At 69.8% G+C, this 16,022-nt stretch carries 10 protein-coding genes and 2 pseudogenes; 7 read left to right on the plus strand and 5 right to left on the minus strand.

From position 1 onward, the window contains the following. The first annotated feature begins 22 nt into the window (after positions 1 to 22). A complete protein-coding gene (locus ACFYXA_RS01740) occupies positions 23 to 1,234 on the plus strand; it encodes a helix-turn-helix domain-containing protein (RefSeq protein WP_389027407.1) in 1,212 nt (403 codons plus the stop codon). 749 nt (positions 1,235 to 1,983) lie between these two features. On the opposite strand, the gene ACFYXA_RS01745 is transcribed toward ACFYXA_RS01740, so the two are convergent. Together ACFYXA_RS01745 and ACFYXA_RS01750 are read right to left on the minus strand one after the other, a co-directional pair. Beyond that, entirely contained in the window at positions 1,984 to 3,573 is a 1,590-nt protein-coding gene (locus ACFYXA_RS01745) for a phage major capsid protein (RefSeq protein ID WP_389027409.1), read from the minus strand. Positions 3,574 to 4,688: 1,115 nt separating this feature from the next. Further along, entirely contained in the window at positions 4,689 to 6,293 is a 1,605-nt protein-coding gene (locus ACFYXA_RS01750) for a recombinase family protein (protein ID WP_389027411.1), read from the minus strand. Between the two features lie 91 nt (positions 6,294 to 6,384). Here ACFYXA_RS01750 and ACFYXA_RS01755 point away from each other — a divergent pair. Both ACFYXA_RS01755 and ACFYXA_RS01760 read left to right on the plus strand, forming a co-directional pair. After that, positions 6,385 to 7,308, plus strand: a pseudogene (locus tag ACFYXA_RS01755) (AlkA N-terminal domain-containing protein); the annotation flags it as partial. Then, positions 7,295 to 7,768, plus strand: a pseudogene (locus tag ACFYXA_RS01760) (methylated-DNA--[protein]-cysteine S-methyltransferase); the annotation flags it as partial. The pseudogenes ACFYXA_RS01755 and ACFYXA_RS01760, both read left to right, overlap by 14 nt. A gap of 97 nt (positions 7,769 to 7,865) precedes the next feature. Here ACFYXA_RS01760 and ACFYXA_RS01765 read toward each other — a convergent pair. Beyond that, positions 7,866 to 8,348, minus strand: a complete 483-nt coding sequence (locus ACFYXA_RS01765; protein WP_352247229.1) for a DUF456 domain-containing protein — start codon at positions 8,346 to 8,348, stop codon at positions 7,866 to 7,868. 122 nt (positions 8,349 to 8,470) lie between these two features. Here ACFYXA_RS01765 and ACFYXA_RS01770 point away from each other — a divergent pair, with 122 nt between their 5' ends. From ACFYXA_RS01770 to ACFYXA_RS01780, 3 genes are all read left to right on the plus strand, one after another. Beyond that, the gene (locus ACFYXA_RS01770) at positions 8,471 to 9,745 is read left to right on the plus strand and encodes a protein phosphatase 2C domain-containing protein (protein WP_389027414.1); all 1,275 of its coding nucleotides are present in this window, start codon (positions 8,471 to 8,473) and stop codon (positions 9,743 to 9,745) included. Between the two features lie 77 nt (positions 9,746 to 9,822). Next, entirely contained in the window at positions 9,823 to 11,565 is a 1,743-nt protein-coding gene (locus ACFYXA_RS01775) for a pyruvate dehydrogenase (RefSeq protein ID WP_389027416.1), read from the plus strand. A gap of 424 nt (positions 11,566 to 11,989) precedes the next feature. After that, the gene (locus ACFYXA_RS01780; protein ID WP_352247226.1) at positions 11,990 to 12,481 is read left to right on the plus strand and encodes an ATP-binding protein; all 492 of its coding nucleotides are present in this window, start codon (positions 11,990 to 11,992) and stop codon (positions 12,479 to 12,481) included. A 100-nt stretch (positions 12,482 to 12,581) separates the two neighbouring features. On the opposite strand, the gene ACFYXA_RS01785 is transcribed toward ACFYXA_RS01780, so the two are convergent. Together ACFYXA_RS01785 and ACFYXA_RS01790 are read right to left on the minus strand one after the other, a co-directional pair. Continuing rightward, positions 12,582 to 13,631 carry a DUF2637 domain-containing protein gene (locus ACFYXA_RS01785; protein ID WP_352247225.1) on the minus strand — a complete coding sequence of 350 codons (1,050 nt, stop codon included), beginning with the start codon at positions 13,629 to 13,631 and terminating at the stop codon, positions 12,582 to 12,584. A gap of 245 nt (positions 13,632 to 13,876) precedes the next feature. After that, positions 13,877 to 14,734 carry a (2Fe-2S)-binding protein gene (locus ACFYXA_RS01790; RefSeq protein WP_389027419.1) on the minus strand — a complete coding sequence of 286 codons (858 nt, stop codon included), beginning with the start codon at positions 14,732 to 14,734 and terminating at the stop codon, positions 13,877 to 13,879. A gap of 159 nt (positions 14,735 to 14,893) precedes the next feature. Here ACFYXA_RS01790 and ACFYXA_RS01795 point away from each other — a divergent pair, with 159 nt between their 5' ends. Then, entirely contained in the window at positions 14,894 to 15,811 is a 918-nt protein-coding gene (locus ACFYXA_RS01795) for a GntR family transcriptional regulator (protein ID WP_389027421.1), read from the plus strand. Positions 15,812 to 16,022: the final 211 nt, after the last annotated feature.

Here is a 16,022-nt window from a genome sequence, read left to right on the forward strand (position 1 = left end):
AACTGTCGGCCAGACTTGACCTATGAGCAGCGCAATCGGGGCCAACATTCGACGCGCACGCGAACAACGCGGGTGGAGTCAGGCGCGCCTAGCGCGCGAAGTGTGCCGCGCTGCTCAGGTGCAGGGGGAGCCTGTCGGACGGCAGGAAGTCAGCCGATGGGAGACGGGGAAGCGCACGCCCCGAGAATGGTTGCCGTCCATCGCTGCCGCTCTCCGTGTCCCCGTGGATTCCCTGAGAACACCAGAGAAGCCCGCTGAGCCACCGTTGCCGACCCTGGCCGACTTCCTGCCCGCCGACGATCCACTAGCGCCGCTCAGCGCCCGCACAGGACGTCGTATCGGCATGGGGCAGGTGGACGACCTACAAAAGCGCGTCCACGGGCTCAGACTTGCCGACGACGTTTTAGCCGGTGGCGACCTGATCCGCCCTGCACTTCGGGAACTGCGATCCGCTGTGAAGCTGTATCGGGAAGGTACGCACACGGCGGAGGTTGGGCGTCAACTACTGCGGCAAATCGGGGAGTTGGCACAGATTGCCGGATGGATTGCGAGCGACGCCGGGCAGCACGAGGAAGCGGAGCGGATTTACCGGCTAGGAATCAGCGCGGCGCGGCAGGCTGAAGACCAAACACTTGCCGGTAATCTCGCCGGATCACTCGCTTACCAAATGAGCAACAATGGGCGGGAAGCCGAAGGGCTCACGCTCGCCCAGGCGGCATTCAACGACGCACGGGCCGAAGCGCCCCCGAAAGCCCGCGCGCTGTACCTAGACCGTGTGGCCTGGGCGCACACGAAAGCCGGGGGCAGGGAGAACGGACAACAGGCCATGCGCGCACTGGGGGAAGCCGGGCAGGCGCTCAGCGAAGACAGCGAAGGCACGGAATCACCCGCCTACCTGTATTGGGTCGACGCCGGGGAGCTCCGAGTCATGGAGTCCCGGGTTTACACAGAGCTCCACCGCCCCTTGCGCGCAGTTCCGTTGCTCCGGGAGGTACTCAGCGAATACGACGCCACGCGCACGCGCGAAATGGCGCTGTACCTGTCCTGGCTCGCCGTCGCCCTGGCCGACGCCAACGAACCTGAAGAAGCGGCGACAGTCGCAGAACGCGTGATCGACATTTCGGCTGACGTCGCTTCGGAGCGAACAGCGGAACGGGTGCGCGTGATCCTCGACCGGCTCCGCGACTTCGCCGACGTGCCGGAAGTCGCCGCGCTACTCGAAGACGCCACCTAAACGCACAGAAGCCCCGTAGGACGCCTAGGAATTCCCAGGTGTCTACGGGGCTCTACTGTGCGTTTTCGAGGCTCTACCGCCCCCTTAACGGGCCGCTAACGGGTGCATTCTCGGCGGGTCGAAGTGCCGGGTTCCCAGTAACCCCAACGATTCTGCCGCTTGGGGGCGCTGGGTCCGGCGTCGCACCTAGCGCGCGAACGGAGAGCTGGGACCGGGATCGCTGAAGGTTTTTCCTGGGAACTTCTGACCGGCCTTCCCTATCCCGCGCCGCTCGAAGGTACTCACGTGAGTATGTTCGGCGTTTCAGTGTGCTTCCCGACAGTTCTTGCATACTGCTTGCTGCACCCCGCGCGCCGTGCGATCCGTTCCCTCGATCTCACGCGCATAAGTTGTTCGCTCACACCGCTTGCAGCAGGTGGGCACAAGGTGCGGCAACCCTTCGACGCATTGCACGCGCCCTTCAGCGCGCATCCATGACGGGCGCATATGGCTAGGCCACTCATCAAGTGACACGGAAGCGCCGGGCAATGCGCGCACGGGTGGCCACTGCAACTCACCCTTCGGTGTGCGGTGCCCCCGCTCGACCACGCGCCCCCACCCCCGCCGGCTCACGTACTCCGCCATATCGGCTGGCATCCGCACCCGAACGCCGGAAGGGACCGGCTTACCGTCAATGGCAAGACCGGTCCCTATCTCGACAAAGGAAGGCGGCGGACAGTCAGCGGCGCTGAACAGTTGGCCCAGCACCACTAGGCGGTGATCGTCATCTTCACGACGGCGGCAGCGTTGGGGACGGCAATCGCCGCGCGCATGATCGCCCGGGCACCAATTCCGTCCTTGAAGAAACCGGCGTCCGTCGAGGTCTCGAAACGCGCGTCGGAACGGATCACCGCGTAAATTTCCGAAGCGTCGTACACCAGAATCGTGTTCGGATCGACGTACGGGGAAACCTTCACCGGCACGCCCAGGATGGAACGGGAAACGCCGTCCGTGCCGCTGCCCGCACCCGCGCTGAGAAGCTGACGACCGGTCGTGTCCTTCAGCCCGAGAAGCTGAGCCCAGCGCGCGGGGTTCATGACCACAACACCCGGAACGGCGGACACCTCTTCGAGCATGCCGAAAGCCTCAGCGAACGGGGCAAGATCGGTCGGCTCACCGGTAACGGCCAGCGTCTGAATTCCCGCTGTGTTGGAGATACCGGCGAACTTATCGGTACCGGCCGTGCCGGTAAGAGCCTGCTTGTCGAAGCCCAACGCAATGGTGCGGAGCATGCTCTTCGAAATGGCGTTCAGCGAGACGCCGTCGGAGTCGTTGACGAACTCACTCGACAGCATCTCGGAAGTGGCAATCTTCATCGGCTTGACGGTCAGGAGGCCAGCCGCGAAACCACCGGTCGGCAGTTCGGCAAGCTCCCCGACGAAAGCCGGAGTGAAGTCGGAAGTCACGACCGGCGTCTTCCACTCAGACGCGTTCGTCGCGACCCGGTTCACGCCGCTGGAAAGGACGACGGAATTGGGGGCCATGAGGTCGACAAAGTTCTTCGAGAATTCAGCCAGAGTAAACGCGCCGGCCGTGCCCGTAGCGGTCAGGTTTCGGGACTCGGCAAGCTTCGCGTACAGGAGGTCACCCGCGCTGGCCTTCCGGCCAATTGCGGCGCGCTCAGCGGGCGACTTCATAGCGAACAGCGAAGCGGCACGCTCGCCGTTCAGCGCGTCCAGTTCCGCACGCTTCTCGTCCAGTTCCGCCCCACGCTTCTCGCCGGTCGTCTCAGCGGCGCGAACGTCGGCGGCAAGCTTCTCGGCGCGCTCGCTGTCGGCGATAGCCTGACGGGCAGCGTCAATGTCGATCTTGCTCATGTTTCCTCTTTCAAGTGCGCGAGCGCTGACGGTCGCGTCGGGATAGGCGGGAGTGTGGACGGGCCCAAGCTCAAGGACACGCATAGCAGTAACCGTTCGGTGCGGAATCTCGCCCGAGAAGTCCCAGTTTTCGGCGTCAGCGATGAAGGTGAATGACGAGCCGTACACGTCGCCCCGCCGCACAAGCTCATGGACGCTGCGTCCAAGTTCGGTGTTCGGAAGGTCAACGTCGTAACGAACGCCGATCGCATCCACGGACAGCGTGAGCGTCCCGCTACGAGTGCGCCCAAGAACGTTGTTCGTATCGTGGTTCCACGTGCACAGCACGTCGTCTTCCGTGTTCGTCCACGCGCCCGGCGCAATTGATTCTGTGAACGTACGTATCGGCGCGGGCGAGTTGAAGACGACGGCATAGCCGCTGAGCTTCCGTGAGCCGTCCGCGTTGAGCAGCTGTGATGCTGCCCGCGTTTCAATCTCGGTCACATTAATTCCTTTTTCGTGTCAGCCAGCCGCTCTCAAAGATGCGCCTCATGGTGGCGGCAGCACTTGCCGTGTCCGGCACCCACTCACAGCCGGGGCAAACGTCTTCTCTATGCGACGCCGTTCCCCAGCCGCACGCCGAACAAGTCGTGTATACGATCGGGATTCGATTACGCTTCAACGTGCCGCGCCGCAGGATGAAAAGCGTCTTCGCCGCCGAGAGTGCGCCGGTGAGCCTCGCGCATGAGTCCATCCATTTTCCGGTGGTGTACGCGACAGAGCGGGAAATAGTCGTCCGGGTCCGTGGAATATCGGTAAGGGCCGTCGCAGACCAAACTGTTCGCCCAGGGGCTCAGCGCCCACTCGGCGGCAGGCTCCGGACAACCTTCCTGACAGCACGGGAAGTTGTCAGCGTGACCGTTGGCGCGCCTTAGAACTTCGTGGGCGTTGCGATAGCGGTTGTAGGGGTCTCGAAGGTCGCCAGTTCGGCGTGCGGCGTTCTGAGTGGCCGTGGCGACCTTCCCGTCAGACGTACGTCGGTACTCCCGGATTGCTCGTGCCTGACAGGGTCGACAGATTGTGTTGCGGCCGAATCGGCTGCGGTGGTTCCGCACAAGATCGTCCGGGCTCTTAAGGTCGCCGCACTTACGGCATGACATGGCAAGCAGGATCACAGTTCGTCCTAGGGGTGGGCTACAAAACGGAAACGGCCGTACCGGGAGCGGGGAATCGTGGGGTAGCCCTCCCACGGATTCCAGCTCGACCGGTACGGCCGTTGGTGCGCGGTGTGCGGAAAATGTCGCTCCCCCGCGCGGGGGTCTTAATCGCGGACTCTAGGGGCTACCTGTCCGGTACTTAGTATGAAGTGCGTCGGTTACCTGCCCTCAGCGCATATGGGCCGGGTGACGTTGTGATGCTGTGGCGTCGACTTCGGATTACCTATAGAGATGTCTTATGTGAATCCAGAAAAAGAGTCACAGCGTCACAGCATCACTCGCCCCAGGTCAATGGCCCGCTGTCAGACCGCTGTGGTGACGCAGACGTATTAAGGTAGCCTAACTAATGACCTGACGGTACGCGAAAAGGGCCGATCCCGAAGGACCGACCCCCTTCCGCTGTCACGACTCAGCGCGTGCGATGCCCTCTAGTTCCTCGGAGCCCTGAGCGAAGAACGCATTGCCCATGTCCCAGACCACACGGCTTTCGTTCAGCTTGAACACGCGGCCGCGCTTTGCTCGCTTGATTCTGACCGTGACCCCGGCCTCGCAGAGCATGTCGCGTCGCCCCTTGTCATCGGCGTCACGCCATGCGTCCGCGATGGTCGTGTTGAGTTGGACGACTTCCACGCGCGCCGGTCGTGCTTCCCGGGTCTCAAGTTCAGCCAGACGGGCGTCAAGGGCTGTTGCGCGGCGTTTCCAGGCTGCCTGAGCGGCTTTGCTCTTTTGCTGCCCTTGCTCCCTCATGTGCGTTTCGAACTCCGCTGTTGTGGCATCGATCTCGGGCTGGGGGTCGTAGCCGGGGATGTGTCGCGTTTCTGTGAGTCGCATTCCGCCGACGGCACTTAGGAACCGCTCGCGTACGTACTCTTCGGCCCATTCGAGCTTTACACTCGCCGGCTCCGGGCATTTCTCGCCACGCCCCCACGAACCGCACTTGTAAACAGAGGAGATGCCCTTGCTGTTCGCTGAAGGTTTCCCGACGGACATACGCTGCCCGCACCCGGCGCAGAGGATCACGCGCAAGAGAAGCGCCACGCTGTCTGACCGGAACCACTTCGCGCCTTCTTCGTTTTCGTCCTTCAAGAGTGCGCCCAGAGCATCGAATTCCTCGCGAGTCAGAATCGGCTCACGAGTGGCCATCACGGGTGCGCCCTCATCATTGCGTACGGGGCCTGTCTGGGTAACTTTCCAGCCCAAAAGTGCTTCCGACGTGAGCAATTTCTTGATGACGCCGTGCCGCCACTTGAAGCGCTCTTTCGTGATCTTCTCGCCGACACTGTTGCCGACTTTCCCCCCTGTCTTCCTGCCCTGAATCAGGTTCCAGTGGTCGCGTGGCGACGGAATCCCGGCCTCGTTGAGTTCAATGCAGATGGCACCCAGCGACTTCTTTCCGGTCAGAAGCTCTTTGATTATCCGTTCGATAACGGCAACGGCTCGCTTGTCCTGGACGAGCGTTACTCCGCCACCTTCGAGCGGGGCGGGCTTGTACCCGTATGGGGGCTTCGAGCCGCGCCACCGGAGCGGCATCGTGCGCATCGCTGCCTGAGCGCCCAGTACACGCTCACGGATGGACTGAGCCTCGAACTGTGCGGCGAACGCGAAGAGCGTGACCATGAGCTGGGCCATTGGGTCCAGCGGGTTGCGGAAGTCGAGTACGAGCCTTCCGCCCGGACCCTCAGCGATGACGATCATCTTCTGGTGATCGCGCGCCCACTTGCTCAGTTCGTGCATGTCGTCCATGGACCGAACGGCACGGTCGAAGCGCCAGAAGACCAACGCGTCAAACTCGTCGGGGCGCTTGAGCCATGCGCCCAGTTCCGGCCGTTCGAACGGGGTCGTCTTGGACGCGCTGACGCCCAGGTCGACCGCCTCACGGTCGCTAAAGTCGATACCGAGGGACGCGCCGGCTTCGTGGTTGGCGGCCCGCTGCCGCTCAGGGCTGGTCGTCTCGTCCGTGAGTACGGACAGACGGAGGACGGACAGGCCACGCAAGGGAGTTGTCATGCCGGAGGCGAAGGGAGTCGGTTCCCCGCCGCTGACCTGGGGTTTTGCCGTCACAGTAAGGGATCTCCTGAACTGTCAGTCGTCTCCCTTCGGGTTCGCGAGCGTGCGCCAGTTCAACGACACCGTCCGTGCCGTGTACGCGGCGAACCCCACCGAGCTGCGGGCCGCCGCGCCCCGCACGGGCCGCACGGCCGCCCCGGGCGCCGGGATCGAGCTGCGGCTCGCCCACCGGGGCCCCTATCACGCGCGTGCCGTGTTCGACCTGCTGGCCCGGGAGGCCGTCGCCGGCGTCGAGGAGGTGAGCGGCCCGGCGGGCACCCGCACGTACCGCCGGACGCTGCGCCTGCCGTACGGCACCGGGATCGCCGCCGTCGAGGAGCGCACCGGCTCCGCGCCCGGCGGCGCCGTCCGCCCCGGCGGCTGGCTCGACGCGCGGCTGCGGCTGACCGACCCGCGCGACCTGACCACCGCCGTGCAGCGGCTGCGCCGGCTGTTCGACCTCGACGCCGACCCGTACGCCGTCGACGGGCGGCTCGGCGCGGACCCCCGGCTCGCCCCGCTCGTCGCCGCCCGCCCCGGGCTGCGCGCTCCGGGCGCGGCCGACCCGGAGGAGTACGCGCTGCGGGCGCTGACGGGCCGAGCGGAAGCGGAACGCCTGGTCCGCGCGCACGGCAAGACCTTGGACGCGCCCAGTGGGGCGCTCACCCACCTCTTCCCCGAACCGGCGGCACTGGCGGGGCGCCCCGGCCCGCTCGGAACCCTCGCCACCGCGCTCGCCGACGGCGCCGTACGCCTGGACGCGGGCGCCGACCGCGACGACGCGCAGGCGGCGCTGCTCGCCCTGCCCGGCCTGGACGCCGCTGTCGTGGCGCGGATCCGGGCCCGCGCCCTCGGCGACCCCGACGTCGCGCCGCCCGGCGCCGGCGTCCCCGACAGCTGGCGTCCCTGGCGGACGTACGCCCTGCACCACCTGCGCATCGCGGGGGAAACGGAGGAACACCGTGTTCTGGACTGACGTCGACAGCCCGCTCGGGCCGCTGCTGCTCACCGCCGACCCCGACGGCGTGCTGACCTCGGTGTCCGTGCCCGGCCAGAAGGGCGGGCGGAGCGTCCAGGAGGGGTGGCGGCGGGATAGGGGACCGTTCCGTGCGGCCGTGGAGCAGCTGGACGCCTACTTCGCCGCCGACCTGAAGGAGTTCCGGCTGATGGTCCGGGCCGAGGGCACCGCGTTCCGGACGCGGGTGTGGGCCGCGCTCGACTCCGTGCCCTACGGCTCCACGACGACGTACGGCGAGATCGCGGCCCGCGTCGGAGCGCCCCGGGCCGCCGTCCGCGCCGTCGGCGGGGCCATCGGGGCCAACCCCCTGCTCATCGTCCGCCCCTGCCACCGCGTCATCGGCGCGAACGGCGCGCTGACCGGCTACGCGGGCGGCCTGGACCGCAAGGTGCGGCTGCTGACGCTGGAGGGGGCGCTGCCGGTGGTGCAGGGGGCGCTGCCGGTTGTGCAGGGGGCGCCGACGGCTCCCGAGCGGTCGCTTCCCGCCCCCGAGCGGTCGCTTCTCGCGACCGGCGTCATCCCCACACCACCGCGCCCATCCACGCGCCCATGATCAGCAGGCAGGTGAACAGCTCGGTGAGGATGCTGGTGCCGCCCGCGCGCATCACCGTCCGCAGCGACGCCCGGGCCGCGTCGGAGCTGCCGAGGCGCAGGCGTTCGGCGAGGTAGACGCCGCCGACGAAGCCCCCGATCGCGCCGACCACGGGGACGAGGAAGAAGCCGAGGAAAGCGCCCGTGCCCGCGTACAGCGCCATGTGGCGGGTGGCGTCGCTGACCCGCAGCCGGCGGGGCGGCAGCGCCCAGCGCACCACCTGCGACAGGAAGAGCACGGCGGTCGAACCCACCAGCACCGCCCAGGCGACCGGCTCGGGGTCCTTCAGCGCCCACCACAGGACCCCGGCCCACACCAGCCACGAGCCAGGCACGCCCGGCAGCAGCACCCCGCACAGGCCGAACAGGATGACCAGCCCGACCAGCAGGAGTTCCCACGCCTCCATCTGGCCAGATTGCCGGACGCCCATCGGACACGCAGGCCGGCACGGCCGGGGGCGAGCCCCGTCCGGGACGCGTTTTCCCGATGCCCCGTTTCCGTGCGGTCCCTGCGGTGACAATCAGAGGCATGAGCCAGCAGGGGGGAAGGCCCACCGGTCACGACGACTGGTGGGGGCAGTTGTACGACGACTCCACCGGAGACGCCGGCCCCGCGCCCACCGCCGACTCGCTGGAGGACCGCTTCGCCTCGGCGGCGGAGACGGTGAACTCCGCGGGCCCGGGGGAGGGCGGGCATCCGTCGCCGGGGCCGCGGCCGGAGGAGTGGTGGGCGACGGGTCCGCAGGAGCCCTCGCCGTCCGCGGATCCTCCGCCCGCGGCGGAGCCGGCGGTGGCGCCCCGGCCCGCGCCCCCGCCCCGCGTCGGCTCCGGGCCGCCCACCTATGACGCCGAGCCCACCGCCCTTCCCGCCGCCGATCCCGACGGGCTGGACGACCTGGTCGCGGACACCGTTCTCGACGGGGCCCGGTACGGGACGTGCACGCTGCGGGCGGCGTCCGTGCGGGGGGACTCCGCGCGGTACCGGGGCGAGCCGCGCCGCGACGCGATGCTCACCGCCCGCTTCGGCGCCGGCGACCAGGCCCTCGTCCTGGTCGCGATGGCGACCGGGGCGCGGACCACGCCGGGGGCGCACCGGGCGGCCGCCGAGGCGTGCCGGTGGATAGGGCAGGCGGTCGGCCGCAGTCACGTCCGGCTCGCGCAGGACATCAGGGCCGCCCGCCGCGGCGACCTGAAGTCTGGACTGCACCGCCTCACCGACCGCAGCCTCGGCCGGCTCCGCGCCGCCGCCGCCGAACGGGGGCTGCGCGCGGAGGAGTACGCGGCCGGGCTGCGCTGCCTCCTGCTGCCGGCCGACCCGGAGTGCCGTATCCGCATCTTCTTCGGTGTCGGGCCCGGCGGGCTGTTCCGGCTGCGGGACGGCCGGTGGCAGGACATCGAACCGGCGGTCGGCGAGGTCGCCGGCGAAGCGGTCGTCGGCTTCGGCTCCCCGCGAGCCGCGACACCGCCGGCCCCAGGAACCCCAGGAACCCCAGGAACCCCCGGAACTACCGCGGCTCCCGGCGTACCCGGAGTCCCGGCAGCCCCCGAGACCGCCGAGAGCCCGCCGCCCCGGTACGAGCCCTTCCGCTTCCGGGCCTCCGTAGCCCGCCCGGGTGACACGCTGCTCATGTGCACCGCCGGTCTGGCGGAACCGCTCCGCGACGAGCCCGCTCTCCCCGCACACCTGGTCGAGCGCTGGTCCGATCCCGCCCCGCCCGGCCTCGCCGCGTTCCTCGCCGACACCCAGATCCGGGTCAAGGGTCATGCGGACGACCGCACGGCCGCCGCCGTTTGGGAGGCATGACGTCGTCCGCTGTGACTTCATGGAAGCCGCGGGGGGCCGAAACCGATGTACGGGGACCGAAGGGGCATGAGAGCGTCATGGCCAAACAGAACGTTGCCGAGCAGTTCGTCGACATCCTCGTCCGCGCCGGAGTCAAACGCCTGTACGGCGTCGTCGGCGACAGCCTGAACCCCGTGGTGGACGCGGTCCGCCGCAACGCCGCCATCGACTGGGTGCACGTCCGGCACGAGGAGACCGCCGCCTTCGCCGCCGGCGCGGAAGCCCAGATCACCGGAAAGCTCACGGCGTGCGCCGGCTCCTGCGGTCCCGGAAACCTGCATCTCATCAACGGCCTCTACGACGCCCACCGCTCCATGGCGCCCGTGCTCGCCCTCGCCTCCCACATCCCCTCCAGCGAGATCGGCCTGGGCTTCTTCCAGGAGACCCACCCCGACCGTCTCTTCCAGGAGTGCAGCCACTACAGCGAGCTGATCTCCAGCCCGAAGCAGATGCCCAGGCTGCTGCAGACGGCCATCCAGAACGCCGTCGGGCGCAGCGGCGTCAGCGTCGTCTCGCTGCCCGGCGACATCGCCGCCGAGCCCGCCCCGGAGAAGGCCGCCGAGACCGCGCTCGTGACCACCCGGCCCACCGTCCGCCCCGGCGACGACGAGATCGACCGGCTGGTCCGCATGATCGACGCGGCCGACAAGGTCACCCTGTTCTGCGGCAGCGGCACCGCCGGCGCTCACGCCGAGGTCATGGAGTTCGCCGAGAAGGTCAAGTCCCCGGTGGGGCACGCCCTGCGCGGCAAGGAGTGGATCCAGTACGACAATCCGTACGACGTCGGGATGAGCGGGCTCCTCGGTTACGGCGCCGCCTACGAGGCCACCCACGAGTGCGACCTGCTGATCCTCCTCGGCACGGACTTCCCCTACAACGCCTTCCTCCCCGACGACGTGCAGATCGCGCAGGTCGACGTGCGCCCCGAACACCTGGGCCGGCGCTCGAAGCTGGACCTCGCCGTGTGGGGCGACGTGCGGGAGACGCTGCGCTGTCTCATCCCGAGGGTGCGCGAGAAGACCAACCGGCGCTTCCTCGACAAGATGCTGAAGAAGCACGCCGACGCCCTCGAAGGAGTTGTCAAGGCGTACACCAGGAAAGTGGACAAGCACGTTCCGATCCACCCGGAGTACGTGGCCTCCGTGCTCGACGACATGGCCGACGACGACGCCGTCTTCACCGTCGACACCGGGATGTGCAACGTCTGGGCCGCCCGCTACATCTCGCCCAACGGCCGCCGCCGGGTCATCGGTTCCTTCTCCCACGGCTCCATGGCGAACGCGCTGCCCATGGCGATCGGCGCCCAACTCACCGACCGGTCACGGCAGGTGGTGTCGATGTCCGGCGACGGCGGGTTCTCCATGCTGATGGGCGACTTCCTCACCCTCGTCCAGTACGACCTGCCCGTGAAGGTCGTCCTCTTCAACAACTCCTCGCTGAGCATGGTGGAGTTGGAGATGCTGGTCGCCGGTCTGCCCTCGTACGGCACCGCCAACCGCAACCCCGACTTCGCCGCCGTCGCCCGCGCCTGCGGCGCCTACGGGGTGCGTGTGGAGAAGCCCAAGGAACTCGCCGGGGCCCTGAAGTCGGCCTTCAAGCACAAGGGGCCCGCCCTCGTCGACGTCGTCACCGACCCCAACGCGTTGTCCATCCCGCCGAAGATCAGCGCCGAGATGGTGACCGGCTTCGCGCTGTCCGCGTCGAAGATGGTCCTGGACGGCGGCGTCGGCCGCATGCTCCAGATGGCACGGTCCAACCTGCGCAACGTGCCCCGGCCGTGACGTGCCGCGCTCAGGACCCGGTCCTGGGCGCGATCCCGGACGACCGCCTGATTCAGGCCAACTTCACCGCGCGGACTACAGCGCTTTCCCCGGGCGGGACCGGATGCGCCCGCGCCCTGTGACGCGCCGGGCGCACGTCCCGTCCCGCCCCGTGCCGTGTTCGCGCCGTCGTCTCGGACCCCTCGGAGCGCCCGGCGGTTCGCCGGATGTCCCTCCGGGGGCCTGACGGTGACGGCGCGGCGTCGGGCGTCCGCCGGCACGTCCCGGCGCGCCCGGCGGCAACTGATCCGGTTGCCCGCTCAACTCTGGCCGAACACATGGTCGTTGACGCATGGACATGACTGCCGCCGTATCGACGGGGCAAGCATCCCCGTGAACGTGTTCGAGCAGGAGGGAAACCGACATCGGCACGCGGGCGGGGGTCATGAAGAGGCAGGCACGAGGCAGCGGTTCGACGATCGCGGGATCCTCGACGGCGACACGGACGGGGGAGGACGAGGCGGACGGCGGCGACGGGGGAGCGAGGGCGCCCCAGTTGCGGCGCAGACTCGGGCGGGCCGACTTACGGGCCGTGCCCGAGACCCGCCGGGCGCTGCGCGAGCTGCTGCGGCACTGGGGCAAGCCCGGACGCTCCGACATAGCGGAACTGCTCACCAGCGAGCTCGTGACCAACGCGCTCGTCCACACCGATCACGACGCGGTCCTGACGGCCACCGTCGGACCCGACGGACTGCGGGTCGAGGTACGGGACTTCGTGGCCCGCCGCCCGCAACCGCGCCCGCCGTCCGCCGCGTCCGGCGACGGCACGCACGGGCGGGGCCTGCTCCTCGTGCAGTCCCTCGCGGACGCCTGGGGAGTGCGCGCGCACGGCGTCGGCAAGGTGGTCTGGTTCGAACTGGCGGCGGGAGCGGCCTGACCGCGACCGGCGACGGCACGGCCGCGAGAAGGCGGCCGGCGGACGACCGGAAGGGGGCGCGACCGCTGTGGTCGCGCCCCCTTCCCGGTACCGCGTGGCGTCAGCCGAACTGCTGCTCCAGGTCCTTGAGCTTGCGCTCCAGGGAGTCCAGACGCGGCAGCGCCATGGTGTCGTCCTCGGCGGTGAGGTCGACGGTGATCGGATCAGAACTCTGGCGGACGGGCTGCAGGGAGGGCCGCGTACGCACGGGCAGCTGCTCCGGCGCGTTCGCTATGGCAGGCTCCGCGGAGACCCGCTCGGCGGTGGCCCGCTCCAGGGTCGCCTGCGTCTCCCCCTGCCGGCCGCCACGGCCCGGGAAGCCCCGGTGCCCCCGGCTGATCGCCTTCAACTGAGCGCGCTCCACGCGCTGTTGCTCGCGGCGGCGCAGGCGGGTCTGGTCCTTCTGGCGCTTGTCCTCACGCACCTCGTCGACCGCCTCGTCCAGGGTGCGCACGCCCTCCAGCAGCATCAGCGACCAGGCCCTGTAGGTCTCACGCGGGGCGCGCATCCAGCGCACGACGCGGATCTGCGGCAGCGGGCGCGGCACCAGGCCCTGCTCGCGCAGCGCGGCCCGGCGGGTCTGCTTCAGCGCCCGGTCGAAGAGGACCGCCGCCGACAGCGACATGCCCGCGAAGAAGTGCGGTGCGCCGTCGTGTCCCAGACCCCTCGGCGCGTGAACCCAGTTGAACCAGGCGGCGGCGCCGGCGAACGTCCACACGAGTATCCGGGAGCCGAGGGCCGCGTCGCCGTGGCTGGCCTCGCGCACCGCGAGCACGGAGCAGAACATCGCCGCCCCGTCCAGGCCGAACGGCACCAGGTACTCCCAGCCGCCGGACAGGTTGAGGTTCTGCCGGCCGAAGCCGACCAGTCCATGGAAGGAGAGCGCGGCGGCCACCGCCGCACAGCAGAACAGCAGTACGTAGGAAGCGGTCCCGTACAGGGCCTCCTTGCGCCTGCGGCGCTCCTCGCTGCGTTCCCACGAATCGTCCGCGCTCGCGTTCTCCCCCGAGGAGCGCTTTCCGCGCGCGAGCACCGCCACCGCCGCCAGCATGCCCAGGAGCAGCACGGCGCCCGGAAGCAGCCAGTTCAGCGATATGTCGGTCAGTCTCATCTGGGGTCCCTTGCATTGGGATAGGGCGTGACGCCCGCCATAGTGGCCCACTCCCGTCCGCGCTCAGGGGATTTCGGGGCAAGAGGCCGCCAAGGAGGTGCAAGGGGATGCCCAGGGCGACGTTCCGCTCGAACTGCCGCGTGGCGGGCAGGAGTTGAGTTCGAATAAGACTACCCGTACGCGTGGTTCCACGGATAGTTCCCGAGCCGGGTGGGGAAGTCGGGCATCATGCCGCGGAGCGGGCGTCAACTCACGCCCGCCGCCGTGAGTCTGGCGACCCGGTCCGCGTCGCAGGTGCGCGGGCAGGTGGCGCAGGTGTCCTCGGGGCGCACCGTGTAGAACATGCAGCAGCTCGCCCGGTCCCGGGTGGGCAGCGACTGCCCGTCGGGGCCGGTCAGTTCGCGGAACGCCGCCGAACCGACGTACGGCCGGGTCGTGCCCGGCAGCAGCCGCGCCAGCTCGTGCCGCGCCCGCTCCTTCTCGCCCTCGCCGAGCAGTTCGGCGACCCACCACAGGCCCTCGACGATCTCGTCCGTCACCATCCCCCACAGGGCCCGCCCGCGGCGGCGCGCCCGCGGTCCGAACGCGGCGAGGACCGGTTCGTGGTGCTCGGCCACCGCCGCCCGGACCTCCGCGCGCAGCGCCTCCTCGTCCGCGACCACCCGGGCGCCGGGCAGCGCGGCCGCCGGATCGCCGGGCAGACAGGCGAACGAGGCGGGGGCGCGGACCGCCATCCGCATGCCGGCGCCGGTGCGGTCGTAGGAGACGTGCGTCACGGGGAAGCGGGGCACGCGGCGGTGCAGGAACCACGGGACGGTGATCAGCAGGCAGACGGGCCAGGAGTAGCGGTGCAGCCCGAAGCTCGCGACGACGTCCGGGCGGGCGCTGTGGCCGTAGTCGCGGGTCACCTGCTCGTCGTCCCAGGCCAGGAACGCGTCCAGGGCCGCCCCGCCCTGCGCCAGCTCGGCTGCGGCGACCCAGCCGCCGCCGCTCGGGGCCGGATCGCCCTGCGGGACCTCGGTGACGGTGAGGCCGGGGAAGACCTCGGTGAGGCGGGCGTACGCGTCCGCCACGGCGGACATGGCCGACGGGGGTACGGGCATTCCGGGACCACCGAATCGCGAGGGGGCGAGAGGTAAGGCTTACCTTACTCAATCGTGCGGGGATTTGAACTGGGGGTCGGTACGCCTATGGTTCTTGACGGGCGAGTAACAAGCCGCCGTAATGACCCCAAGTACCGACACGTCCGTCAGGAGGACCCCGTGGAGCGGAGCACCCAGGGCTTTGCCGGGACGGGGGTTCCCCAGGGGGTCGACGGCGGTGCGCGGGTGCCGGCGCAGACGCGGGCCGAGCGGGTGCCCGGCGGGGGCGCCGGCGGTGGCGTCGGCGGTGGCGGGAGCGTCGGCGGTGGCGGGGGGCGGACCTCCGGCGGGCCGGTCAGGGGTGCGGCGGGCCTCGGGCCCGGGAGCGGCGGGGGCGCCGGTGCCGGTGCCGGCGCCGTGCGCGGCGAGCACACCCATGGTGAGGCCGCGCCGTCCCGGCCCCGGCCGGCGGTGCAGCGGGTCTCCGTGCGCGGACAGATCCTCGACGCCCTGCGCGCCGCGCTCGTCGGCGGGGAGCTCACGCCGGGCGAGGTGTACTCGGCGCCCGTCCTCGGCGAGCGCTTCGGGGTCTCCGCGACCCCGGTCCGCGAGGCGATGCAGCAGCTCGCGCTGGAAGGCGCGGTGGAGGTCGTGCCGAACCGGGGGTTCCGGGTCGTCGTCCGGGGCGCGCGGGAGCTGGCCGAACTGGCCGAGGTGCGCGCGCTGATCGAGGTGCCGGTCATGCTGCGGCTCGCCCGTACGGTCCCCGCCGAACGCTGGGCGCAACTGCGCCCCCTCGCCGAGGCGACCGTCCGCGCGGCCGGCTCCGGCTGCCGTGCGACGTACGCGGAGTCCGACCGCGCGTTTCACCGGGCGGTGCTGGGACTGTGCGGCAACGAGCAGCTGGTCGGCGTCGCGGAGGAACTGCACCGGCGGTCGCAGTGGCCGCTGGTGGGCGGCGGGGGGCCGGCGGCGCGGGGACGGGCGGAGCTCGTCGCGGACGCGGCGGAGCATGTAGCTCTGCTGGAGGCGTTGGGGGCGGGGGACTTGGACGTGGTGCGGGTGCTGGTGCGCGAGCACTTCGCTGGCGCGGCCTGAGCCGTTCATCCCGGGTGCGGGTCCGTGGGGTCCGGCCTCGGGGGCTCTGCCCCCGAACCCCCTTTCGGCCTGAACGGCCTCGTCCTCAAACGCCGGACGGGCTGGGGGTGCCGGGGCGGCCTGCGTCGTTCATCCCGGGTGCGCGTCCGTTGGGGTGCGGCCTCGGGGGCTCTGCCCCCGAACCCCCGATCGGCCTGAACGGCCTCGTCCT

The organism is Streptomyces sp. NPDC002566, from assembly GCF_042889585.1.
Taxonomy (GTDB): domain Bacteria; phylum Actinomycetota; class Actinomycetes; order Streptomycetales; family Streptomycetaceae; genus Streptomyces.

Coding starts and splice junctions, on each gene's coding strand:
- ACFYXA_RS01770 (WP_389027414.1), top strand. CDS start 8,471: ATGAGCCAGCAGGGGGGAAGGCCCACCGGTCACGACGACTGGTGGGGG.
- ACFYXA_RS01750 (WP_389027411.1), bottom strand. CDS start 6,293: ATGACAACTCCCTTGCGTGGCCTGTCCGTCCTCCGTCTGTCCGTACTC.
- ACFYXA_RS01765 (WP_352247229.1), bottom strand. CDS start 8,348: ATGGAGGCGTGGGAACTCCTGCTGGTCGGGCTGGTCATCCTGTTCGGC.
- ACFYXA_RS01740 (WP_389027407.1), top strand. CDS start 23: ATGAGCAGCGCAATCGGGGCCAACATTCGACGCGCACGCGAACAACGC.
- ACFYXA_RS01790 (WP_389027419.1), bottom strand. CDS start 14,734: ATGCCCGTACCCCCGTCGGCCATGTCCGCCGTGGCGGACGCGTACGCC.
- ACFYXA_RS01780 (WP_352247226.1), top strand. CDS start 11,990: ATGAAGAGGCAGGCACGAGGCAGCGGTTCGACGATCGCGGGATCCTCG.
- ACFYXA_RS01775 (WP_389027416.1), top strand. CDS start 9,823: ATGGCCAAACAGAACGTTGCCGAGCAGTTCGTCGACATCCTCGTCCGC.
- ACFYXA_RS01785 (WP_352247225.1), bottom strand. CDS start 13,631: ATGAGACTGACCGACATATCGCTGAACTGGCTGCTTCCGGGCGCCGTG.